Genomic DNA, 23102 nt, shown 5'->3' on the forward strand with positions numbered 1-23102 from the left:
TACTTTTTTAATATATAATATTCATACAAAAAACCTTATTTTTAATAGAGTATTTATTATATTTACATAAAAAGAGGTTGTTTTGTCAATATAATATTGAAAGGAAAGAAAAATAAAATTTTTAAAAAAGTATTGACTTGTGAAAAAAGTCAGGTCTATAATGAGTGCAACTTAAAAAAATGCAAGCGTTGATGAAGAAGAGTACACATGATGAACATGTCAGAGAGCTGATGGTTGGTGCGAATCAGTATGGAATTGATGTGGAATGGGCTTCGGAGCTTCCAAACCGAAACGAAAGAAGTAGGCTTTGGCGACATGATCTCATCGATACAAGAGACACGTATTGTTTTTGATACGGTAAAGTGCGTTACATTTGTAACGAATTAAGGTGGCACCACGGGAGTACCCGTCCTTTCTATAGGATGAGTACTCCCTTTTTGTGTATAAAAAATTAAATAAATGAAATCGTTTAAGTAAGAAGAGTACGTATATTGGAGACGTTACAGAGAGCCGGGAATAGGTGGGAGCCCGGTACGGTGCCATATACGGAATGGGCTTACGAGAGGTATGCTGAACAATTATATTCAGTAGGCAACCCGGGTTCCGCCGTTACAAGGATAAGGTATAAATTTTGTACCTGAACAAAGCGGGATGCTTTTGCATCCAACACGAGGTGGTACCGCGGTATATTTATCGTCCTCTACATATTTTCGATATGTAGAGGACTTTTTTATTTTTCAGAGCGAGGTGAAGGACATGATGACGAAAGAAGAATTTATAAAACAAAAAAGAGAGAGAAAGACATTTTTAGTAATCGATGAAGAAGAAGGAGATGGCATTACGCCAATTTCTTTATATAGACGTATGAAAGGGAAGAAGAAATTCTTATTAGAAAGTTCACAGCTTCATCAAGATAAAGGGCGTTATTCTTACTTAGGATGTAATCCTTATGGAGAAGTGAAAAGCGTTGGTACGGAAGTGGAACGAAAGATTTTCGGCCGGGCAGAAAAGTTACAAGGTAACGTACTACAAGTGTTAGAAGAAGTAATTGCACCATCACAAGTAGACAGTCCATTTCCATTTTGCGGAGGAGCAGTTGGTTATATTGGATATGATGTCATTCGGCAGTATGAAAACATTGGAGCGGATTTACACGACCCATTAAATATTCCGGAAGTACACCTCTTACTATATCGTGAGTTTATCGTTTACGATCATTTACGCCAAAAGTTGTCGTTTGTATATGTATGCAGGGAAGATGATTCAGCAGATTATGAGGAAGTATACGAAAGGCTACGAGTATACAAAGAGAAAGTGCTACAAGGAGAAGAAACTGAAGTAAATGCAATACAATCCACATTATCATTCACTTCTTCTATAACGGAAAAAGAGTTTTGTGGGATGGTAGAAATGGCGAAAGAACATATAAGAGCCGGAGACATATTCCAAGTCGTACTGTCACAGCGTTTACAAAGTGAATGTATTGGTGATCCATTCGCGTTATACCGAAAACTTCGAATTGCAAATCCATCACCATATATGTTCTATATCGATTTTCAAGATTATGTTGTACTCGGTTCTTCGCCGGAAAGTTTGCTATCAGTAAGGGAGGATAAAGTAATGACGAATCCAATTGCTGGTACAAGACCGAGAGGGAAAACGAAGAGGGAAGATGAGGAAATCGCAAAAGAACTGTTAGACAATGAGAAAGAGCGAGCAGAGCATATGATGCTTGTAGATCTTGGGCGAAACGATATTGGTAGAGTGAGCGAAATCGGCTCGGTTACGATAGATAAATATATGAAAGTAGAAAAATACTCTCACGTTATGCACATTGTATCTGAAGTTTACGGAACATTGCGAAAACAAATGAGCGGATTTGATGCATTAGCGTATTGCCTACCAGCAGGAACGGTTTCTGGGGCTCCGAAAATTAGAGCGATGGAAATTATAAATGAGCTAGAGAATGAAAAAAGAAATGTATACGCGGGTGCAGTTGGATACGTTAGTTTTTCAGGAAATCTTGATATGGCGCTCGCTATTCGAACGATGGTCGTAAAGGATGAAAAAGCATACGTTCAGGCAGGAGCGGGAATTGTTTATGATTCAGACCCAGTAGCTGAATATGAAGAAACGTTAAATAAAGCGAGAGCACTATTGGAGGTAATGAAATGATTGTACTAATTGATAATTATGATTCATTTACTTATAACTTGTATCAACTGTTAGGTGAATACGAAGAAGATATTGTAGTCGTAAGAAATGATCAAATAACGATAGAACAGCTAGAAGAGATGAATCCAACAGGAATTGTGCTTTCACCAGGACCAGGAAAACCAGAGGATGCTGGTATTTGTATCGAAGTGATTCGTCATTTTTATAAGAACGTTCCCATATTAGGTATTTGCCTTGGTCATCAGGCGATTATATCAGCATTTGGAGGAGACATTGTTAGAGCAGAACGTATTAAACATGGGAAAACATCACGCGTGAAACATAATGGAACGTCAATTTTTTCATACGTTACACAGCCGTTAACAGCGATGCGCTACCATTCCCTTGTTGCAGCGCAAACGAGCTTGCCAGAGTGTTTTGACATACTAGCGACAGCGATGGACGATGGAGAAATTATGGCAGTTCGTCACAATTATTATCCGCTATTCGGATTACAGTTTCATCCGGAATCAATCGCGACAGAAGAAGGCGGAAAGTTAATACGTGCCTTTTTAACAGAAGTGAAGGAGGAGGAAAGAGTATGAATAGCTATCTTCGTAAATTAGTGGAGGGGAAACATTTAACAGAAGAGGAAATGTATAGAGCAGGGCTTCTTTTATTAAATGAAAACATATTGGAAAGTGAAATTGCAGCTTTTTTAGTCTTACTGAAAGCGAAAGGTGAAACTGCAGAAGAAATATACGGCCTTGTTCGAGCTCTTCGCGAAAAGGCACTACCATTTTCGAACCATATACAAGGAGCGATGGACAATTGCGGAACGGGTGGTGACGGTGCTCAAACGTTTAATATTAGTACAACATCGGCATTTGTACTGGCAGGAGCTGGCGTAAAGGTTGCAAAACATGGTAATCGTGCTGTTTCTAGTAAAACAGGAAGTGCGGACTTATTAGAAGAATTAGGTGTAAATATTAGCAGTACGCCAAGCGAAATTGATTATTTACTAGAGCATGTGGGCATTGCATTTTTATTTGCACCAGCGATGCATCCAGCACTAACGCGCATTATGAAAATAAGAAAAGAGTTAAACGTGCCGACGATCTTTAATTTAATTGGTCCTTTAACAAATCCGGTAAATTTAGAAACACAATTTGTCGGCATTTATAAACGAGATATGTTACTACCAGTTGCGCAAGTATTACAGAAGCTGGGAAGAAAACAAGCGCTTGTCGTAAACGGAAGTGGATTTTTAGATGAAGCATCATTACAAGGAGAGAATCATGTTGTCATTTTAAAAGATAATGAAATAGTAGAAATGAGTATTGATCCAGAAAAGTATGGTTTTTCAAGAGTGAAAAATGAAGAGATTAGAGGAGGGAATTCAAAAGAAAATGCAAAGATTACGCTTGAAGTATTGAGCGGAGAAAAGAGTGTTTATCGCGATACCGTTTTATTAAATGCAGGTCTAGCTCTTTTCGCAAATGGAAAAACGGAAACGATTGAAGAAGGAATTAAACTCGCGGCACATAGCATTGACTCTGGAAAAGCATTAGCCAAATTAAACTTATTAATTGTAGCAAGCAACGAAAAATTAGAAAGGGTGAACTAAAGTGGGGACGATTTTAGATAAAATTGTAGAACAGAAGAAAAAGGAAGTTGCGGAGTTATATGAAATATATACACCAGTAAAAACAAAAAGAAAGACACAGTCACTTGTAGAAGCGTTACAGCAGTTTACTGTCATTGCAGAAGTAAAGCGAGCATCACCATCAAAAGGAGATATCAATTTACACGTTGACGTACGAAAACAAGTGGGAACATATGAGAAATGTGGTGCAGGAGCAGTATCTGTTTTAACAGATGGTCAATTTTTTAAAGGATCGTTTCACGATTTACAAACAGCAAGAGAAGAAAGTAACATTCCGCTTTTATGTAAAGATTTCATAATCGATAAGATTCAAATCGATAGAGCGTATGAAGCGGGAGCAGATATTATTTTACTAATTGTAGCAGCGTTAACGAAAGAGAAGTTAAAAGAGCTGTATAGCTACGTGTTAGAAAAAGGATTAGAAGCGATTGTTGAAGTTCATGATGAACAGGAATTAGAAACTGCGATTGTATTAAATCCGCACGTTATTGGCATTAATAATCGTAATTTAAAAACGTTCGAAGTAGATTTAAGCCAAACTGAAAAGCTTGGAAAAAGATTGAATGAGGAGAAACTACTTTGGATTAGTGAAAGTGGCATTCATTCAAAAGAAGATATTATTCGTGTTAAAAGAGCTGGAGCCAAAGGTGTATTAGTTGGAGAGGCGCTTATGACATCATCTTCTATTAGTAGTTTTTTTGAAGATTGTAAGGTGAATATATGAAAGTGAAAATTTGCGGCATCACTGATGTGGAAACAGCGAAAAGTGCGTGCGAATATGGCGCAGATGCACTCGGATTTGTTTTTGCAGAAAGTAAGCGGGAAATCACTCCAAAGAGAGCGGAAGAAATCATTCAGGAGCTTCCAGCCAACGTGTTAAAAATCGGTGTTTTCGTAAATGAATCAGTAGAAGTGATCCAGAAAATTGCAGATGAGTGCGGGTTAACACATGTACAACTACATGGGGATGAAGACAATTATCAAATTAGAAGATTGAATATTCCGTCTATAAAGTCACTAGGAGTAACTTCAGAGAGTGATATGAAAAACGCCCAAGGGTATGAAGCGGATTATATATTATTTGATAGCCCGAAAGAAAAGTTTCATGGAGGAAATGGAAAGACATTTTCATGGGAACTACTTAGAGATATGCCAAAAGAATTGCGAAAGAAAATGATATTAGCTGGTGGATTAAACGCTCTTAATATAGAAGAAGCAATTCGAACTGTTCGGCCATACATGGTCGATGTGAGCAGTGGAGTAGAGACAGAAGGAAAGAAAGATGTAGAGAAAATAAAACAATTTATTATAAAAGCGAAGGAGTGTTCCAAATGAACTACGCATATCCAGATGAAAAAGGACATTACGGTATATACGGAGGACGATATGTTCCAGAAACGTTAATGCAATCTGTACTAGAACTAGAAGAAGCATATAAAGAAGCGATGCAAGATGAAGCATTTCAAAAGGAATTAAATCATTATTTAAAAACGTACGTCGGAAGAGAAACACCGCTATATTATGCTGAAAATATGACGAAGTATTGCGGTGGTGCAAAGATTTATTTAAAACGTGAAGATTTGAATCATACAGGAGCTCATAAAATTAACAATACAATCGGTCAGGCACTACTTGCAGTGCGAATGGGCAAGAAAAAAGTTGTCGCTGAAACAGGAGCTGGACAACACGGAGTTGCAACAGCTACTGTATGTGCTCTTCTCGGATTAGAATGCGTCATTTTTATGGGAGAAGAAGATGTAAGACGTCAAAAATTAAATGTGTTCCGAATGGAATTACTCGGAGCGAAAGTAGAAAGTGTAGCGGCAGGTAGCGGTACATTAAAAGATGCGGTAAACGAGGCGCTTCGTTACTGGGTTTCACATGTGCATGATACGCACTACATTATGGGATCTGTTCTCGGACCACATCCATTCCCGCAAATTGTCCGTGATTTCCAAAGTGTAATTGGAAATGAAACGAAAAAACAATATGAGGCGTTAGAAGGAAAGTTACCAGAAGCAGTCGTTGCTTGTATTGGCGGTGGTAGTAATGCGATGGGGATGTTTTATCCGTTCGTACACGATGAAGAAGTTGCTCTTTACGGCGTAGAAGCAGCTGGAAAAGGCGTTCATACAGAAAAGCATGCAGCAACTTTAACGAAAGGAAGCGTTGGCGTTCTCCACGGATCAATGATGTATCTTCTGCAAAACGAAGAAGGACAAATTCAAGAAGCACACTCTATTTCAGCAGGACTTGATTATCCAGGTGTTGGTCCAGAACATAGCTTGCTAAAAGATATTGGCCGCGTTTCTTATCATTCGATAACAGACGAAGAAGCATTAGAAGCATTTCAATTATTAACGAAAAAAGAAGGCATTATCCCGGCGTTAGAAAGCTCGCATGCTGTCGCATACGCATTAAAATTAGCTCCGAAAATGAAGGAAGATGAAGGACTTGTTATTTGTTTATCTGGCCGTGGTGATAAAGATGTAGAGAGTATAAAACGTTATATGGAAGAGGTGTAAAAAATGGGAGTAGAAAAAATTAAAGCAGCGTTTGAAAATGGCAAGAAAGCATTTATTCCGTACGTAATGGGCGGAGATGGTGGCCTTGAAAAATTAAAAGAAAGAATTCGTTTTCTAGATGAGGCTGGAGCAAGCATCGTTGAAATTGGTATTCCGTTTTCAGATCCAGTTGCAGATGGCCCAACGATTCAAAGAGCAGGGAAACGAGCGCTAGATAGCGGCGTAACATTAAAAGGCATTTTTCAAGCGTTAGCAGAGGTAAGGAAAGAAGTACAAATGCCTTTTGTTCTTATGACATATTTAAATCCGGTACTTGCATTCGGAAAAGAGAGATTCATTGAGAACTGTATAGAAGCAGGTGTAGACGGCATCATCGTTCCAGACTTACCGTATGAAGAACAAAATATTATTGCGCCGTTACTTCGAGAGGTAAACATTGCGCTTATTCCACTCGTTACCGTAACGAGTCCTATTGAAAGAATTGAAAAAATTACGAGTGAATCAGAAGGGTTCGTTTATGCTGTTACAGTAGCGGGCGTAACGGGAGTACGTCAAAACTTTAAAGAGGAGATTCATAGTTACTTAGAAAAAGTAAAATCACACGTCAACTTACCAGTAGTCGCTGGATTCGGCATCTCAACAAAAGAACATGTAGAAGAAATGGTTACAATATGCGACGGAGTTGTCGTTGGAAGTAAGGTCATTGAGCTTTTAGAAAATGAAAAGCGAGAAGAAATATGTGAATTAATATATGCAACAAAACAAAAAGAAGAGGCATAGTCTCTTCTTTTTGTTTTGCGTAATAAATGTTAAAATATACAGAAAATACATATAAATTAGAGGGGGAGAAGGCATGCTAAGACGTAAATTACTATATCTATTTTTAACTGTACCATTATACGCTTGGCTCATTAGCATGACGAAAATAGAGTTAATGGCTCTATTTTTAGGGTATGTATTCATCTTTTCCAACTTAAATCGCATTCAAGAACAGTCTATTTTAGAAATATGTCTATTTTCGATTAGTATAGAATTATTTAGTATCGTTTCGATTGTATTATTAAACGAATTATTTCTACGGATTCATTCATTTACATTAATGAAATTTTGGAATATTATATTGCAAGCAATATGTACTTACATTGTGTTTGTTGTGTTGAAAGAAATAGTCGGAAAGCAGACAGTTTTTCAGGATAATAGAAAATGGGAGTGAATGAAAAGGAGCCGTTTGGTTCCTTTTTTGAATCTGTTTTAAAAACAATTGAAAATTATAGCATCTGTTATATAATAGTTAAAAATTGTATTTTAAACGAAATGAGATGATAACATGGCCATATTGTTGGCACTTATCCCAATTATGATGATTTTCATTTGTTTATTTTTATTTAAACAAACGTCATTAAGGTCTTCGTTAATTTCTTATGCTGTATGTGTTGGAATCGTTTTACTCTCGCCAACGTTTCAATTAGGGATAAGTGAAACTGTGCACGCAACGATTAAAGGGTGGTTAATTTGTTTTATTGTCGGGTACGTTTTATTTTTCGGTATTTTTTTATTTCACCTCATGAACAAAATGGGGTACATCGATCAAGTGGCACGTTTTCTAGAAGCAGTGACGCAAGATCGCTTATTACAAATGCTGCTTATGTGTTTTGGCATTTGCCCGCTTATTGAATCAGTAAGTGGATTCGGTATCGGCTTCATGGTTGCAGCACCTATTTTTCTTTCACTAGGATATAAACCATTTCAAGCTGTACTACTCTCATTCATCGGCTTACTAGCTAGTTCATGGGGCGCAATGGCAACTGGTACGATTATCGGTTCGCAGCTAATAAATATGCCTCTTACAACACTTGGCACAAATACAGCGCTATTAAGTATTCCGATGTTTGCTTACTTTGTTATTCTTTCTTTACACGTTGTTGGCGGCTGGCAAGCGGTTATAGAAAAGTGGAAAGAAGGGGTAGGATTCTTTCTATTATTTTCTCTCGGAATCTATCTTTCTAATGCGTACGTAAGTGTTGAACTAGCAGGGATATTAAGTTCTATCGTTACGATTACATTTGGCTTTCTTATCATTAAATTAAAAGGAAAAAGTGGGCAAAATCTTATAACAGAACATGCCGCTGCAACGGAGAGAGAAGTATCCATTATAAAAATTATTAGCCCTTATATATTTCTAACAGTTTGTATTTTACTTTCTCGCCTCGTTCCAGCATTACATGATTTGTTCAGATCATATGCGGTTCTTGATTTGAAATCATACTCTTACAAACTAGAGTTACTATATTCACCAGGATTTTGGCTCGGTATGACTTGCTTATTTACTATTATTTTCTTCCGCATCCCGTCTAATATTATTAAACAATCACTCTCACAAACGATCAAACAATGGATTCCTTTTGCGATTACGACGACAATGTTTATCGCCATTTCAGAACTAATGGGTGCATCAGGCATGCATTCATTACTCGCAAAGACAGCTGGTGATACATTTGGAACATTTTTCGTTTTCGTTGCGCCGTTTATTGGCGCTATTGGTGGATTTTTAACAGGTAGTAACGCAGGATCAAATGCAATGTTTATAAAACTACAAATGCAAACCGCACAAAACGTAGCACTCCCGTGGCAATATGTCACAACACTTCAAAACACCGCATCATCAGTAGCGACAATCGCTTGTCCATCACGGATTACACTAGGTGCTTACTTATGTAATATCCCTTACCGTGAAAATGAACTATTAAAGAAGACGACGTTAATGATCTTTGGTGCGGTTTTGCTTGTAGTGGTAGAGGTTATTGTTTGGTATATGTTGAGAAATTAAAAATCCTCCTAACATAGGAGGATTTTTTTTATGAATGGATAATGTTTTAAATATGAAAAGCTTCTACTAGATGAATAGGAGATGAAATGTATGCCCTTAAAAAATTACGGCGTGTTAAAAGGTACAGTTATACAATCAAAGATGGGAAAAGGGAAAACTCCTCATTATCAAGTTCATTTACAAGATGAAGCAGAAGTAGATTATCGTATTGCAATTAACGTAAAATCGCAAAGTTATCCGTCAGAAGTTTTATATTTTGCGAGTAACAATATTAAGTCAGAGGCGATTCATATTTTACCGACATTACCATTCGGTTTTACAGAAATAAAAAACAATGAACCGAAAGTAGCTTTAGATTATATAAGAGGAAATCTATTTGACTCAAATCAAATGATTCCTTTACCTCCCGAAAAAGCAGGAGCAGATAATGATTTAAATGAAAAAATAGAACGTTATATAAAACGAGCGATAGAAGAAAAAGCAATTATTTACGCATTTGGTGAAAGATGGGGACCAGAAGAAAATACACCAGATTCCTATTTTCATTTCAAACCAGGAAACGGTATACATGATATTCATATGAATCAAGGGAATGTAGAAAAATGGCAAGGTGATGATGGCATATGGCAAGACGGAGGAATACTCATTCACTTTGAAAAGGAAGAAGAATGGATTGGTATCTTTCTGGCATTCCAATCACAGTCATGGTGTACCGATGAAGAAGGGCATGCTCGTGTGCCTGTTGAGCATTGTGATTATAAGGGGAATATAAAATAAGAAGAGGGAGTTCAAAAAGAACGCCCTCTTCTTATTTTATAAAACGAAAAACTAACAAGTGTAGAAATACAAGAGAAAAGCAGTGCTACACTAGAAAACGCAATGAGATACATATTATATTTCATAACCTGTCCAATTAGCTGGTTACTGTCGTATTGGAACAGTCCCGCTATGATGTTGAATAAAAATAAAACGATAAACATGACGATAACTCCGTCTATTGATCCTTTAATGTCTGGTTTACTTAAAGCGATATGTGCGGAAATGCAAATGGCGATAAATAAAAATAACCAAAAGGAAGGATTCAATAAATTACCGATTGTAAATAAGCTTTTCAATAATACAAACGTCGACAAGAGCATGTTTTGGATCATTTCTATATTAATAGAAGTAGAAGCAATCGTTTTTTCGAGAGTTGTATTAAATAAAAAATATGATTCTGGTACGAAATAGCGCATTAAAAGGATTAGTGCAGTAATACCAGAAATAATAGGCCCAATGCCGATGAAGAAATTCCCGATTCGTTGATACACACTTTTTTGATTGTATTGATGTTGTACGTAACCTAAAGCCCCTTGACTTGTATCTGTTGGGAAGAACTGAGTCGCCACAATTTTATGACGGAACAGTACGCACATAATGGCATGTCCAAGTTCATGAATCGGAACACCGATCCAAGCCGTTAATAGGAATCCTTTTCTTCCAAAAGCTCTCGACCAATACATGCGTGTGAGAGATTCTAAATAGCCTAATAGAAATCCAATTACAATGATAACGCCAATTAAAGATAATAATTGGATTACGCTTGTAAGGAGTATTTGAAAAATTGAGTTTACCAATTCCATTGCCAGTCATCCAATCTGTTAAAAATATTATTTATTCTGTTTCATAATAGCATTTTTTTTCAAGATTACTAGCACATATATTTTCTTTCGGAAGAAGGATTTCAGAATCTTTTTCTTGTAGTCATGTTTTATGTCCAAAGTCATATATTGAACTTGTAACACCCTATATGGTATATGCTTAAGGAGGGATAAGAGAATGAAATGTCCGTCATGTCATACAGAAAATGCAGCGGAGGCAAAGTTTTGCGGGAATTGTGGACATTCGTTAACGGAAGAAGTAGTGGCAAGTAGTGGCCAAGAAGAAGGGCCGGAACAAGCACGTGCGGCACAAGCAAAGGAAGCTCGGCCAAATGAAACGGTAGAGCAAGCGAAGCGGTTCGCGAGCGGCTATTTTCAATTTTTTAAACATGCATTACAAGCACCGACAGCGATTATGAAAAGCGGCGCTATTGAAGTGCGAAATGGAATTGTAAGCCTTGTTCTTATTTGTTTTTTAGGAGCATGTATTTTTTATAGAATGATGAGTGCAGCATCAGCAGTTACGAGAACATTTGCACCAGATATATCTACTCCCACGTTTTTTGGAGAATCTATAACGGTCTTTTTCTTTTTATTAATTTTAACTTTATTTGTCGGATTTATTATTTTTGTAAGTGGTAAGATGATGAAATCGTCTTTTTCGTTTCTTGAAGTATTTGGTATATGGGGAACGATAGCGACGCCGACTATTGTCATATTAGTCCTTTCTTTTCTTTTTAGTTTCTTATTAATCTTTTTCTTACCTATATTATTATCCGTAGCTGCAACTTATATAGGGATTAGTATAACTGTAGCCGTATTAAAGCTAGACAATGGCGGATTAGATCTTGTTTACACACTTATTATTGCAAATGTTTTAATTGGAATTGCAACGTTCATTGTACTTTGGTCTTACATTAGTACGATAATTCAAGCCTTAACAAAGGGAATAACTGGCTTCTAATGAAAAGGTGGTTGACTGAATGAATGTATGTACAAAGTGCGGAGCTCAGTTTGAAGATGGTGTGCAATTTTGTCAAAACTGCGGGTCGAAGAGGGGACGTCCTGTAGTAAAGAAGAACATGAGCGGTGGTACAAAAGTTGGCATTACACTGTTAGCACTATTTGTTATAGTGATTATTGGATTGTATTTGTACGGAGCATCGTATTATACGCAGGTGGCACAAGTAGACCGGATGATTACGATTTTACAAGAGAGGGACGGAGAGAAATTAGCTGAGATCGTTACGGCAGATGATCCATCGGTTATGATAACGAGAGAGAGTTTAACGCCTCTATTTTCATATATAAAAGAAAATCCATCTTACGTAAATGAATTACAAGGATATTTGAGACAAGGTGAAAAACAACGGGACGGAATAGAAAGAGCTGATTTTTCATTAACGAAAGACGGAAAGTATTTCTTTATATTTGATCGATATAAATTGAAAGCGAAGACGTACTATACAACTTTGCTTACAAATGAAAAAGGCGTATCGTTAAAAATGAACGGAAAAGAAATTGATAAGACAGATGACAAAAAGTTTGAGAAGCAATATGGGCCATTTCTTCCGGGAAATCAAGTGTTTCAATCAGATTATAAAAATGACTATGTAAAATTATCTCGTGAGGAAAAGGTTGTACTTATGAAACAAAGCCAAAATAACGTAACGATAGATTTAACGTTGCAAGGTCAATATATTACAGTTCAAACGAACGCGCCTGGTGCAACATTGTACGTAAATCAAAAACCGGTTACAGCGCTGGCAGGAGAAGAAATTACATGGGGGCCTGTAGCGACTGATGGAAGTGCGACGATTTATTTAGAACGAAATGGAGAAAGTGGACGGGAAACGACACAAGTAGAGACGGTAACGGCACTTTTGTCTTATAATCTTCCATTCCAAAAGAAAAATACAGAAAAAACAGTTGTTTATAATGTTACTCCAACGCCCGCGACTGGGTATGTATATAATGGTTTCATCTTTCCTGATAGTGATATTCGAAAATTAACGAGCGCAGATTTAACATATTTATCGAAAGAGCAGTTGAAAATTGCTAGAAATGAAATATATGCAAGGCATGGACATATTTTTCAAACGAAAGATATGCAAGCGTATTTTGCAAAACAGTCTTGGTATAGAGAAAATCCTTATTTTAAAGGAAAGTTAACAGATATCGAAACTTATAATATTGAACTAATCAAATCAAGAGAATAGAACACATGAAAAAAGGTACAGTGCATAACTGTACCTTTTTTATGGTTTTTTATCTGAACCAGGATCCCTTGAGAAAAAGATATGAAAGAGAAATGTGACTTTACTTGCTCCTCCTGATGTACTTGCTTGCACATCAGATAAACCATTAGATGTTAAAACACCTTCAGAATGAGGGGGTACGACTATTTTGAGATTATCATCTGATTCTGATGATGCAGTAACTGTTATTGTATCATCAGATAAGTTCAAAATTTTTACAGTGCCGATTGGTAAGATGGACTTGCCAGCGTGTGATGCTGAAGCGAAGCGAGAGCCTTTCCAAATCGTTTGTGGGAAAGTCTCATCATTAGATAACCAAGCACGAGCACTATAGATGGTTGCGTTAATAGAGAATTCTTGATCAAGCGACAAGGCGGGTTTTGGTTCTTTCGGTTCCTCTGGAGTTTGAGCGAGAAGGCCGGCGCACATGTATGTTTCACCTACTTTCAATTGTGACTGTTATAGCATATTAAACATATTGTTTATAAGACACGACAGTTACCTATTCAAGCATAGGTTTGTGCACAAAATTTGAAGATGAAATTCTCTTTCTTTACAATAGAAGTAGGTGTTATTTCTATAAAATATGGAAAACGTAAAGAGTATGTAAAAAAGAAGGAGTGGTAAAGTGAACTATGTCATTATTGGCGGAGATGCAGCTGGTATGAGTGCAGCTATGCAAATTGTTAGAAACGATGAAAATGCAAATGTTGTAACTTTAGAAAAAGGTGAAATTTATTCATACGCTCAGTGTGGATTACCGTATGTCATTAGTGGTGCTATCGCTTCAACTGAAAAGTTAATCGCGCGTAACGTAAAGACGTTTCGTGAGAAATATGGAATTGATGCAAAAGTGCGTCATGAAGTAACGAAAGTAGATACGGAAAAGAAAATGGTGTACGCAGAGCATACGAAGACGAAAGATGTCTTTGAATTTCCGTACGATCGATTATTAATTGCGACTGGAGTGCGTCCTGTTATGCCAGAATGGGAAGGACGGGAATTACAAGGCGTTCATCTTTTAAAAACAATTCCTGATGCTGAGCGCATATTAAAAACGCTAGAAACGAATAAAGTTGAAGATGTAACGATTATTGGCGGTGGCGCAATCGGACTGGAGATGGCAGAAACATTCGTCGAACTTGGTAAGAAAGTAAGAATGATTGAGCGAAATGATCATATCGGTACGATTTATGATGCAGATATGGCAGAGTACATACATAAAGAAGCAGATAAGCATCATATTGAAATTTTAACGAATGAAAATGTAAAAGCGTTTAAAGGGAATGAACGAGTAGAAGCAGTTGAAACGGATAAAGGTACGTATAAAGCGGATCTTGTTTTAGTATCTGTCGGAGTGAAGCCAAATACTGATTTTCTTGAAGGAACAAATATACGTACAAATCATAAAGGGGCAATTGAAGTAAATGCATATATGCAAACGAATGTGCAAGACGTATATGCAGCTGGTGATTGCGCAACACATTACCACGTTATAAAGGAAATTCATGATCATATCCCGCTCGGAACGACAGCCAATAAACAAGGGCGACTTGCTGGACTGAATATGCTTGATAAACGAAGAGCCTTTAAAGGTACGTTAGGTACAGGTATTATTAAATTTATGGATTTGACGCTTGCAAGAACAGGATTAAATGAAAAAGAAGCGAAAGGGCTACACATCCCGTATAAAACAGTCAAAGTAGATTCGACTAATATGGCGGGCTATTATCCAAATGCGAAACCACTTTACTTGAAATTACTATACCGTTCCGACACGAAACAATTATTAGGCGGACAAGTAATTGGAGAAGAAGGTGTAGATAAACGGATTGATGTAATCGCAATGGCACTCTTCAATAAAATGAGCATTCACGATTTAGAAGACGTTGACTTAAGTTACGCACCACCATATAACAGCGTTTGGGATCCAATTCAGCAAGCGGCAAGGAGAGCAGAATAGCACTTTTTAAAGTGCTATTTTTTTGTTAAAGGGGAATTATCATTTTTGTCGAATGAAGAGGATCGGGAAATAGTTACATATGTGGAAGGGGAGTTTTTTTATGATTGTAGCACTTCAAAAAGTTCAAGAATCAGAAAAAGAAATATTACGTAATTTGTACGCTTTATATCTTCATGACCTTTCTAAGTTCACTATGAATATAACTATCGGAGCGAACGGATTTTTGAATACGAAGATTTGCATATGTTTTGGAAAAATGACGGAATCACGCCGTATTTTATAAAAGTTGATCAGAGTATTGTAGGATTCTTATTACTACTGGAACGTCCGTTTTTGAAGAAGGAAAATGATTTTGGTATTAATGATATTTTCATATTGAATCAACATAAAGGAAAAGGAATCGGTAAACAAGCTGTTGAGAATTTACTAGAAGAGAAAAGAGGACAATATTTCGTTATCGAACTTGTAAAAAATGTACCAGCATTGTCGTTTTGGAAGAAAGTATATAAAGAACTAAACATTGAATTTGATGAGAGAGCGCAGCTAATTGATGATGAAGAATGTCTCGTTCAAACGTTTAAAATTTAATGAAATTGGTGTTCCTTTTATATTAATTTGAAATTTAACTTTATCCCGCTATTTGCGGGCAGTAAGCTCCCACTGATTAAAGTTTCACTTTATTTTGAATATACCGTTTCCCCTTGAAAACATATTACGTATCGCTTATATTTTCATATAGTATTTATTTTTTAAACGAAGCAATGAACGAACCAGGGGGCGCAGTATGGCAATTAACATGAAAACAATCGAAGAATGGATTGCTGAATCAAATGCAAGACATGAAGAAGACTTTGGACACGTTGTGGAAGAAATGAAAGAAGTATGTGTCGGACTTGATAACGCGACATTAATTTATACGAAAAATGTATTTTGTTTCGGTAAAAAAGTAGAAGTATTTTTCTTCTTCCAAGACCATGTCGTGATTGGACAAGAAAAAGACGAATATGTTGAGATTGAAAAATTAAAGTATGATGCCATTACAAATAGTAACTTAAAAACAAATGACAAAAATACTACGTTAGAATTAAAGTTTGCTAACGGACAATCTATCAATTTAGATAGTTTAAATGATAACTACGGTACGAAAAATTGGTTATTTGCTAGACAAATTAAGAGTATTTTTAAGTTAATCTAGTAAAAAAGCACGCCGATAGACGGCGTGCTTCTAACAATGCAAATCCCCTTTTAACCAATTCCGCGCCCGATATGCCCCAACTGGAACTTGAATAAGAGATGTTTCATTCCCAGCATCTATTCCGTACAATTGATCACATGAATTTGTATCAAAACTAAGTAAAGGATGCCCGCCCATCCCCATCGCGGTCGCTGCAAAAACGAGTTTATGAACGAGTATACCTGCTTCCATTTGATGAATACGGTACCCTCTATAGCCTAATGCATTTGTATAGTAATCTTTCTTTCCGACTACATGTAAGCAAAGTGGTACTTGAAAAAGGTTCACGTTATCCATCGTCATACTAGACTGAAGTGAGTAGCGAAGGTCTCCATATCGAATTGGTTGTATGGAATGTGTTTTACTGTTATAAGCGTAAGCCCCGTTTTTAATATTTTTCACGTTATAAAAACATCCATATAAGGAGACGCTTGTATTTTCATTTGTATACTTACCGTCAAGATCGTTGTAATAGGGGAAGGAGAGACTCGCTTCTTGTAGTAAAGTAGCGAGCTCGGCTGCATCCCATTTCGTTAAAGTAAAGTCAGCATCAGGGGAATACCGTTTTCTGCAAAGTTGCAAGAAATCATAAGATAAACGCTCTACTTTCGGCAGTTGTACAGCATGCTCATGATATTGATAGTGCTCTTCATGAGCTAGTGTTTGGAAGTGTGCTGTCGATTCGATCATAGAAGCTTCATTTATTTTTGTTATCATCGGATATTCATCTACATGTTTTGAGCGAACGAAATGTTCATGTGCGAGCGGCGGAATTTGTTGCAACAACTCACGAGAAGTAAATGTTTTATTTTCATGGTAATCATTGTGAAACCAATTAGTTTCTGGCTCTGTACTTAAAGGAATAACGGCATACACACTTTCTTCACCTTCTGACAATCCGAGTAAATGGTTCAGTGCACGGTCTAGAAATTGAAAGTATACGCCGTTCGTATAACCGAACTGTTTTGCACATTCTAGTAATTGTCCAATGAGAACCCCGCTATCTAATCCTTGAAGGCGATATGAAAAGTTATTGTATTTAAAGAAGTTTTTCCAAAACATAGTGGATACGAATGCAGCACCGAAACAATCATCTATATTACAGCGGTTACCGAGTGCGTCTGCTAAATAAGAATCGAAATTTCCTTCGCGAAGTAAAATAAGCCGGTGATGCGCGGCGTCATAATGGTAAATGCCGTCTGGATAATCGTCAATCTTTAAATAGATATACAATTCATTAGGGTATAAGGCACCGCCTGAAGGAATGGATCTACGTAATACATTTCTCCCGCTATTTAGCTGACATAATTGTGTTACACCAAATGAATACCAAAGGTAGTGACCAATCTCATTTAGAGTAGGTGTAGTAGAAGAGTTCGATAAAGATAACGGGATTTCTAAGGAGAGCGGGATGGTAGGTACATTTCGATATAATTTATAAGGAAGCGGTGCGTCTTTCCAGTCCACCTCATGATTTGGCATAATTTCATCGATAGAGAAATGGAGATGATGTAAAAAAGTATTTAGCTGCATGAAATCCCTCCTTTACTATGGAAACGGATGTGGATGTGGATTTAATCTTTCATTTGTTAAAGGTTCGTCTGTATATCCAAGTGTCATCGGTACGGTATATATCCGGTCCAGTCCTGTAACCCGAGTAAGATGGTGTCCGAACGTCATCGGTAACATACCTGGAATAATAACTTTTACACAGTGTAGTCCGTTCTTTTCTATAAGGGGAACGGTTTGATCTACAACGATTACTTCAAGGTCAGATTGATGCAAACGATTTAAAAGTTGGTGGAGATCGGATGTTAAATCCATATCAAATGATTGTGATACATTTATTTCTTGGAACGTTTGCACCGGTGCATCTTCTCGTAAAAGGAAGTGAAGACGTTCTTCCGTTTCTTTCAATCCGTACAGCATACTATGGTCTTCCATTTTATTAACGAAATAAGGATCTTGTAAGCATTTTTCGTAGTATTCTCTTTTGTGCTCGAGCTCATCGTCTGTTATAAGTAACATGCCTGCTATTTCTTGAATGGCACTTTTTAAAGCTCGAATAGGATCTAAATGAGCGCCTCCCGCACAAACAACGTTCATTCCATTTTCACGCGTATTTTTTGCAATTACCCATAAGCTCGGGATGCCGTGTTCCATCGTCGCGTTAAAAGCGTGTAATTCATATCCGGTAATCGTACGTAACCGCTGGATCATTAATTGTAATTCTGTATCATTTGCTGAATTAAGATCAAGGCGGGGAAGAGGTAATTCGGCATACCAAGTGAGTAAGAAGGCATCACGCTCTACAATTTCTAAAATGCCGTGAAAAATCGCTTCTTCTAAACTACCGCCAATTGCACATCCATTTGATGTTTCATACACGAAAGCGTCTCGATGACCGAGGCTATAATAAGCAATTGATTCAGGAACTAAAAGCGGTCTGTTTTGTGATAAAGAATATCCCCATACCCAGTTTTGCTCATAATCAGGATCAAACGGTTTAAATGGAAAATTATCACGATTGTAATGTTCATTTGTATGTACACCGAGCGAGAGGGGATTTAGTGCGTGTTCTTCTAAATCATGAAAACTACCATGCACATTTGTCTTTTTCCCGCGAGGCGACATCCCGCAATATCGTTCTAAACCTTCTAAAATAGCAGTTGCTTCACTCACTGCAAATGAATGAGTTCGGCCTGCAACACCTTCATTTCCGAACATTAATGGCATGTTTATAATGACGTCAGCGAATGGTAATAATGAATGCTGCATTTTGCCGTTCAACATACCGACCCGATAATCTAAATAGTCTCTCGTTAAAAATGTGTTTAATTCATGAATGGAACGGCAGCGATACGTTTCGGTGCTTACTTTTAAACTCGGTTGTAAAGAAATTTCCGCCGCATCCGCAGTATCATTAGGTAAATTACTACATACAGGACAGAGAGGATCTGGAAGAAAAGAATGCCGCGTACATTGTAATGTTTGTAAGTTTAGTAAAATAAGTTCATTTTCTAAAGAAGAATGGTTATGAGTTAATATTTTTTCTGTTTCTGCGCAAATAAGATGGCACATTTGTAACATTCCATTTTGGGTGGCACGTACATCACGCCTCGTTACATCATCTGCTTTAAAGGCATATTTCCGCTGTAGTTCCCACATTTCTTTTTGGTCAAAGCCAGCGATAAAACGGCGTCCATCAGAACAATGGGAACATCCGGGCGTAAGAGGATGAATGTAAGGACCGATAATACCTTCGCCAAATGAAGTAAAACCACGTAGCCATGGAATATGATTTGACCGAAAAATTAGCTCAGCGTCATGATGAATAGTAGAAGGAGATCCGTCATGTAATACGAGAGCGAGATGAATATTTTCAGGAAGTACTTCTGGAAGGGTATGCTGACGAATGATGGAATATTGTTTGCATAATTGATCATGTACATAGTCTGCAAGAAGGCCATCTCCTATAAGCAATATATTTTGAGTCATAGACCGTCCTCCTTTGCAATTAATACCCCATACACACCGTCTAAGTTTTCTTTCAAAAATGGTTCGATTGCTAAATCAAACACGAAGGGATAAAAATTATGTTCTTCTAAATGCTGTAAGGCAAGCTGTAAAGATTGCACACTTGGAATTTCTTCTTCCGCTTGTATTTCCACTCTAAAAGAATCCGTGTCATATAAAATAATAGATGATTCAGGCAAGATATTAGCTCTGTAAGGAGTCTCTTCACTTTGAATGTGGAGCAGTGATAGTTGTAGTGCGTTCCGTAAGGCTAACGTCATATTAATATTAGATGCACCGTACCATCTATCATTTATACCAACCCAAATGACTGGAAAACTGAGAATCTCTTCACTCATTGCAATTTTAGGTGTTTCATGAATTGTAGCAAGAGCATCGTAATAAAATCTACAATGTTTATCGTGAATATCAGTTAAATCAATCGTTGTAAGTTCTTCTAGCATATGTGACTGCCGCTCATACAGTTTATTGTTTAAATGTTGTTGTAGTGCCCGGTAAAATCCTTCTGTCATCGTTTCTCCAGCACCGATACCGATATCGTTATGTTCAGGAATAAGGCGGTGAATGATTTCTGCTACATATGTTTCAATTCCTGTTAAACCGGCTTCTCGGCGTGCTTCATTATGAGTCAATCCACTGCAAGTCATAAGAGGCAGAAGGGGAGCTGGGCCATCTGATAGTGGAGTGGCTACTTGAATATAGCACTGTGATAACGGTAATTGATATGAATCTTGTTCATCCCATACATGGAATATACCGGCTTCTTTAGAAGTTAATGAGTCGAAAAAGCGGAATATATCAGTTGAAGTATGTTGGCCATACCGATGCTCAAGTTTTTCAGAAAGATTTTCTATCGTATCAATTGTAAAACTTTCATCAGTTGCAAGAGGATGTTTTATAAAAGAATGCCACGTTCCTTCAAGTGTTTCATAGTTTAATAAAAAGAATTGTGCTTCTTTTTCCCGATAAGAATCATCTGCGACATGCTTAAATAATTCAAAAACGATTACATTTGCTAACATGGCAGATGTAATTTGTGAGAAGGAATTAGATGAATTTTCATTTTGCAAAGTCGTTTCATGTAGCCGATGCCATGCGGATTCCCAGCATTCATCACGATTTTCCGTTACGACAGGCCCAGCTATACCGAGTGTAGATAAACAAATAGCTGGTATAAAATTCTTTTTCGTTTCTCTACAAATAGTGTGAACTGTTTTTAAACCGTCAATGTCTCCGTTTTGAGAAATATATAAAATCCAATCAAAAGGTTCGAATACTTCATGCAAGGGACGGTCAATTGTAGTATCGATTTCTTGAAGGAGTACACTGTTATCAACTTCATATGCACGTTCTATTAGCTCATGTATTCTGTCATAGTTTGTTTCATCTCGATCTGTAACGAGGTAATGAAATGTAGGTAAACCAGATTCTAATAAAGAAGAAACTAAGGAAGTAAGCATATCCCCAGAACCAAGTACAAGGACATTTGCCCCGCGGTACGTTTCAAATTTTAAAGCACCTGAATGAGAATCAGCTTCTAAAAATTCAATTTGTGAAGCATATCTGTCGAGTAATGTACTGTTTAATTCATGAGGTGCATCTTGATTTGCATCACGCACGAAACCATTTTCATATAAAATCTCTCCAATTTCAAATACACGGTTTTGATAGGGGAGAGGGAGGCCATCGGTTATTTCTGCTAAAGAATAATTCCCGTTAAACATTGGCATTAATTTTTCAATCCAGTCATAAATTCCATCACCGTCCATGCGAAATGAACTGGCGTTATTTCGAAAATAGACACCCCCGTTTGAATCGGGGAGGAAGAAAGTATCCTTATTTACTTTAAGTTTTGCATGAATTGGAAGGTTATTCATTTTAATCCTCCTTACGTTTAGGCATACATTATTACCTTATGTCATGAAATTTGTCCCGTATGAACACAATAAAAAAAGGCTGTAGAATGAATCATTCTACAGCCTTTAATAGATTTTTAATCTATCAACCTTCTAATAATAATGACTTTGGATCTTCAAGCATATCTTTAACAGCAACAAGGAAGCTAACTGCTTCTTTACCATCAACAATACGGTGATCGTAAGATAAAGCAATGTACATCATTGGGCGGTTTTCCATACGCTCGTTATCAATTGCAACTGGGCGTACTTGGATTTTATGCATTCCTAAAATACCAACTTGAGGGCTATTTAGGATCGGTGTTGACATTAGAGAACCGAATACACCACCGTTTGTAATTGTAAATGTACCACCTTGTAGTTCTTTTAATGAAAGTTTGTTATCGCGTGCTTTTTTACCTAATTCACGAATTTCGCTTTCGATTTCAGCGAAGTTTAATTGGTTAGCATCGCGTACAACTGGAACAACTAATCCATCTGGAGCTGCTACTGCAATACCGATATCATAGAATTTTTTAATGATAAGCTCGTCACCTTGAATTTCAGCATTTAATAATGGGAATTGTTTTAATGCTGCAACAACTGCTTTTGTGAAGAATGACATGAAGCCAAGACGTACATCATGTTTTTTCTCGAAAGCATCTTTGCGTTCTTTACGTAATTCCATGATCGCACTCATATCAACTTCGTTAAATGTTGTTAACATTGCAGATGTTTGTTGAACTTCTACAAGACGTTTTGCAATTGTTTGACGGCGGCGGGACATTTTCACGCGCTCAACTGGTTTTTCGAATTCCGTTTTTGCAACTGGAGCAGGAGCTGGACTCTTTGGAGCAGCTGGTGCTTCTTTTGGTGCTGCAGCATGAGCTTGTACATCATGTGGTCTCACGCGTCCAAGTGGATCTGTACTACGTACGTCGTTTAAGTCGATTCCTAATTCACGAGCCATCTTTCTAGCAGCTGGTGATGCGATAGGACGGTTTGTATTTGGTAACCCTTGTAGTGTTGTAGTTTGCTCAGCACTTGGTGCCGCAGCTTTCGGTGCTTCAGCTGTTTCTTGTTTTGGTTGCTCAGCAGCCGGTGCAGGTGTACTTACTGCAACTGGTGCTCCATTAGCATCTAAAATTGCGATAGTTGCGCCAACTTCAACTGTATCCCCAGGTTCGCCTAGTAACTTCGATACAATACCTGAATCTTCTGCAATGATTTCTACATTGACTTTATCAGTTTCAAGCTCAACAACGCTGCCACCTTTCTCAACTTTGTCGCCTACGTTGATAAGCCATTGTGAAATAGTTCCTTCAGTAATAGATTCTGCAAGCTCAGGTACTTTAATTTCGATCATTTTAAATGTCCTCCCCTTATTTGCCTAACGGTGTGTT

At 37.3% G+C, this 23102-nt stretch carries 20 protein-coding genes, 1 pseudogene and 2 other annotated features; of the genes and pseudogenes, 15 read left to right on the forward strand and 6 right to left on the reverse strand.

Annotated features, from left to right (window positions below):
- Nucleotides 1–179: 179 nt before the first annotated feature.
- Nucleotides 180–417: a binding site (T-box leader), on the forward strand.
- Between the two features lie 42 nt (nt 418–459).
- Nucleotides 460–704: a binding site (T-box leader), on the forward strand.
- A gap of 52 nt (nt 705–756) precedes the next feature.
- From trpE to ACTL4X_RS06405, 10 genes are all read left to right on the forward strand, one after another.
- On the forward strand, nt 757–2175 hold the full coding sequence (trpE, locus tag ACTL4X_RS06360; RefSeq protein WP_031312976.1) for an anthranilate synthase component I: 1419 nt from the start codon (nt 757–759) through the stop codon (nt 2173–2175).
- On the forward strand, nt 2172–2759 hold the full coding sequence (locus ACTL4X_RS06365; RefSeq protein ID WP_000636337.1) for an aminodeoxychorismate/anthranilate synthase component II: 588 nt from the start codon (nt 2172–2174) through the stop codon (nt 2757–2759). Before trpE ends, ACTL4X_RS06365 begins: the two co-directional genes overlap by 4 nt.
- The gene (trpD, locus tag ACTL4X_RS06370) at nt 2756–3781 is read left to right on the forward strand and encodes an anthranilate phosphoribosyltransferase (RefSeq protein ID WP_001089853.1); all 1026 of its coding nucleotides are present in this window, start codon (nt 2756–2758) and stop codon (nt 3779–3781) included. Before ACTL4X_RS06365 ends, trpD begins: the two co-directional genes overlap by 4 nt.
- Nucleotide 3782: 1 nt before the next feature.
- A complete protein-coding gene (gene trpC / locus ACTL4X_RS06375) occupies nt 3783–4544 on the forward strand; it encodes an indole-3-glycerol phosphate synthase TrpC (RefSeq protein ID WP_000536703.1) in 762 nt (253 codons plus the stop codon).
- Nucleotides 4541–5155: a phosphoribosylanthranilate isomerase gene (locus ACTL4X_RS06380; RefSeq protein WP_000865141.1), complete on the forward strand. Its 615-nt coding sequence runs from the start codon at nt 4541–4543 to the stop codon at nt 5153–5155. Before trpC ends, ACTL4X_RS06380 begins: the two co-directional genes overlap by 4 nt.
- Nucleotides 5152–6345, forward strand: coding sequence for a tryptophan synthase subunit beta (trpB, locus tag ACTL4X_RS06385; RefSeq protein ID WP_001105035.1), 1194 nt, complete (start codon nt 5152–5154; stop codon nt 6343–6345). Before ACTL4X_RS06380 ends, trpB begins: the two co-directional genes overlap by 4 nt.
- A gap of 3 nt (nt 6346–6348) precedes the next feature.
- Nucleotides 6349–7125, forward strand: coding sequence for a tryptophan synthase subunit alpha (gene trpA, locus ACTL4X_RS06390; protein WP_000537825.1), 777 nt, complete (start codon nt 6349–6351; stop codon nt 7123–7125).
- Nucleotides 7126–7198: 73 nt separating this feature from the next.
- Nucleotides 7199–7558 (forward strand): DUF4029 domain-containing protein, encoded by a 360-nt coding sequence (locus tag ACTL4X_RS06395; RefSeq protein WP_000946131.1) that lies wholly within the window; start codon nt 7199–7201, stop codon nt 7556–7558.
- A 114-nt stretch (nt 7559–7672) separates the two neighbouring features.
- Nucleotides 7673–9172: an L-lactate permease gene (locus ACTL4X_RS06400; RefSeq protein WP_078186217.1), complete on the forward strand. Its 1500-nt coding sequence runs from the start codon at nt 7673–7675 to the stop codon at nt 9170–9172.
- A 90-nt stretch (nt 9173–9262) separates the two neighbouring features.
- Nucleotides 9263–9949, forward strand: a complete 687-nt coding sequence (locus ACTL4X_RS06405) for a DUF2278 family protein (RefSeq protein WP_074554787.1) — start codon at nt 9263–9265, stop codon at nt 9947–9949.
- Nucleotides 9950–9960: 11 nt separating this feature from the next.
- Here the strand turns inward: ACTL4X_RS06405 and ACTL4X_RS06410 are convergent, their stop codons facing one another.
- Nucleotides 9961–10794: a hypothetical protein gene (locus ACTL4X_RS06410; RefSeq protein ID WP_033695718.1), complete on the reverse strand. Its 834-nt coding sequence runs from the start codon at nt 10792–10794 to the stop codon at nt 9961–9963.
- A gap of 196 nt (nt 10795–10990) precedes the next feature.
- Between ACTL4X_RS06410 and ACTL4X_RS06415 the strand changes: the two genes are divergently transcribed.
- Nucleotides 10991–11776, forward strand: a complete 786-nt coding sequence (locus ACTL4X_RS06415) for a zinc ribbon domain-containing protein (protein WP_071741043.1) — start codon at nt 10991–10993, stop codon at nt 11774–11776.
- 19 nt (nt 11777–11795) lie between these two features.
- Entirely contained in the window at nt 11796–13031 is a 1236-nt protein-coding gene (locus ACTL4X_RS06420) for a TcaA 3rd/4th domain-containing protein (RefSeq protein ID WP_074554784.1), read from the forward strand.
- A 39-nt stretch (nt 13032–13070) separates the two neighbouring features.
- On the opposite strand, the gene ACTL4X_RS06425 is transcribed toward ACTL4X_RS06420, so the two are convergent.
- Nucleotides 13071–13499 (reverse strand): hypothetical protein, encoded by a 429-nt coding sequence (locus ACTL4X_RS06425; RefSeq protein ID WP_000332414.1) that lies wholly within the window; start codon nt 13497–13499, stop codon nt 13071–13073.
- A 199-nt stretch (nt 13500–13698) separates the two neighbouring features.
- Between ACTL4X_RS06425 and ACTL4X_RS06430 the strand changes: the two genes are divergently transcribed.
- The 3 genes and pseudogenes from ACTL4X_RS06430 to ACTL4X_RS06440 all read left to right on the forward strand — a co-directional run bounded on the left by ACTL4X_RS06430 (nt 13699) and on the right by ACTL4X_RS06440 (nt 16228).
- Complete coding sequence (locus ACTL4X_RS06430) at nt 13699–15033, forward strand: CoA-disulfide reductase (RefSeq protein ID WP_074554781.1); 1335 nt, start codon at nt 13699–13701, stop codon at nt 15031–15033.
- Between the two features lie 100 nt (nt 15034–15133).
- Nucleotides 15134–15621: pseudogene (locus ACTL4X_RS06435) on the forward strand (GNAT family N-acetyltransferase).
- Nucleotides 15622–15817: 196 nt separating this feature from the next.
- On the forward strand, nt 15818–16228 hold the full coding sequence (locus tag ACTL4X_RS06440; RefSeq protein WP_000996782.1) for a DUF3908 family protein: 411 nt from the start codon (nt 15818–15820) through the stop codon (nt 16226–16228).
- 30 nt (nt 16229–16258) lie between these two features.
- Here the strand turns inward: ACTL4X_RS06440 and ACTL4X_RS06445 are convergent, their stop codons facing one another.
- From ACTL4X_RS06445 to odhB, 4 genes are all read right to left on the reverse strand, one after another.
- Nucleotides 16259–17800, reverse strand: coding sequence for a SagB family peptide dehydrogenase (locus tag ACTL4X_RS06445; RefSeq protein ID WP_086402121.1), 1542 nt, complete (start codon nt 17798–17800; stop codon nt 16259–16261).
- A gap of 15 nt (nt 17801–17815) precedes the next feature.
- Nucleotides 17816–19765 (reverse strand): TOMM precursor leader peptide-binding protein, encoded by a 1950-nt coding sequence (locus tag ACTL4X_RS06450; RefSeq protein ID WP_075677560.1) that lies wholly within the window; start codon nt 19763–19765, stop codon nt 17816–17818.
- Entirely contained in the window at nt 19762–21681 is a 1920-nt protein-coding gene (locus tag ACTL4X_RS06455; protein ID WP_078403982.1) for a putative thiazole-containing bacteriocin maturation protein, read from the reverse strand. Before ACTL4X_RS06455 ends, ACTL4X_RS06450 begins: the two co-directional genes overlap by 4 nt.
- 124 nt (nt 21682–21805) lie before the next feature.
- Nucleotides 21806–23065, reverse strand: a complete 1260-nt coding sequence (gene odhB / locus ACTL4X_RS06460) for a 2-oxoglutarate dehydrogenase complex dihydrolipoyllysine-residue succinyltransferase (RefSeq protein WP_000569900.1) — start codon at nt 23063–23065, stop codon at nt 21806–21808.
- Nucleotides 23066–23102 lie beyond the last annotated feature (37 nt).

Source organism: Bacillus sp. RE35, from assembly GCF_052146655.1.
Taxonomy (GTDB): Bacteria; Bacillota; Bacilli; order Bacillales; family Bacillaceae_G; genus Bacillus_A; species Bacillus_A cereus.

What these genes read in the sequence shown, in the direction of transcription:
- trpE (WP_031312976.1), top strand. Translation starts at nt 757, where the DNA reads ATGATGACGAAAGAAGAATTTATAAAACAAAAAAGAGAGAGAAAGACA.
- ACTL4X_RS06365 (WP_000636337.1), top strand. Translation starts at nt 2,172, where the DNA reads ATGATTGTACTAATTGATAATTATGATTCATTTACTTATAACTTGTAT.
- trpD (WP_001089853.1), top strand. Translation starts at nt 2,756, where the DNA reads ATGAATAGCTATCTTCGTAAATTAGTGGAGGGGAAACATTTAACAGAA.
- ACTL4X_RS06380 (WP_000865141.1), top strand. Translation starts at nt 4,541, where the DNA reads ATGAAAGTGAAAATTTGCGGCATCACTGATGTGGAAACAGCGAAAAGT.
- trpB (WP_001105035.1), top strand. Translation starts at nt 5,152, where the DNA reads ATGAACTACGCATATCCAGATGAAAAAGGACATTACGGTATATACGGA.
- trpA (WP_000537825.1), top strand. Translation starts at nt 6,349, where the DNA reads ATGGGAGTAGAAAAAATTAAAGCAGCGTTTGAAAATGGCAAGAAAGCA.
- ACTL4X_RS06395 (WP_000946131.1), top strand. Translation starts at nt 7,199, where the DNA reads ATGCTAAGACGTAAATTACTATATCTATTTTTAACTGTACCATTATAC.
- ACTL4X_RS06400 (WP_078186217.1), top strand. Translation starts at nt 7,673, where the DNA reads ATGGCCATATTGTTGGCACTTATCCCAATTATGATGATTTTCATTTGT.
- ACTL4X_RS06405 (WP_074554787.1), top strand. Translation starts at nt 9,263, where the DNA reads ATGCCCTTAAAAAATTACGGCGTGTTAAAAGGTACAGTTATACAATCA.
- ACTL4X_RS06410 (WP_033695718.1), bottom strand. Translation starts at nt 10,794, where the DNA reads ATGGAATTGGTAAACTCAATTTTTCAAATACTCCTTACAAGCGTAATC.
- ACTL4X_RS06415 (WP_071741043.1), top strand. Translation starts at nt 10,991, where the DNA reads ATGAAATGTCCGTCATGTCATACAGAAAATGCAGCGGAGGCAAAGTTT.
- ACTL4X_RS06420 (WP_074554784.1), top strand. Translation starts at nt 11,796, where the DNA reads ATGAATGTATGTACAAAGTGCGGAGCTCAGTTTGAAGATGGTGTGCAA.
- ACTL4X_RS06425 (WP_000332414.1), bottom strand. Translation starts at nt 13,499, where the DNA reads ATGTGCGCCGGCCTTCTCGCTCAAACTCCAGAGGAACCGAAAGAACCA.
- ACTL4X_RS06440 (WP_000996782.1), top strand. Translation starts at nt 15,818, where the DNA reads ATGGCAATTAACATGAAAACAATCGAAGAATGGATTGCTGAATCAAAT.
- ACTL4X_RS06445 (WP_086402121.1), bottom strand. Translation starts at nt 17,800, where the DNA reads ATGCAGCTAAATACTTTTTTACATCATCTCCATTTCTCTATCGATGAA.
- ACTL4X_RS06450 (WP_075677560.1), bottom strand. Translation starts at nt 19,765, where the DNA reads ATGACTCAAAATATATTGCTTATAGGAGATGGCCTTCTTGCAGACTAT.
- ACTL4X_RS06455 (WP_078403982.1), bottom strand. Translation starts at nt 21,681, where the DNA reads ATGAATAACCTTCCAATTCATGCAAAACTTAAAGTAAATAAGGATACT.
- odhB (WP_000569900.1), bottom strand. Translation starts at nt 23,065, where the DNA reads ATGATCGAAATTAAAGTACCTGAGCTTGCAGAATCTATTACTGAAGGA.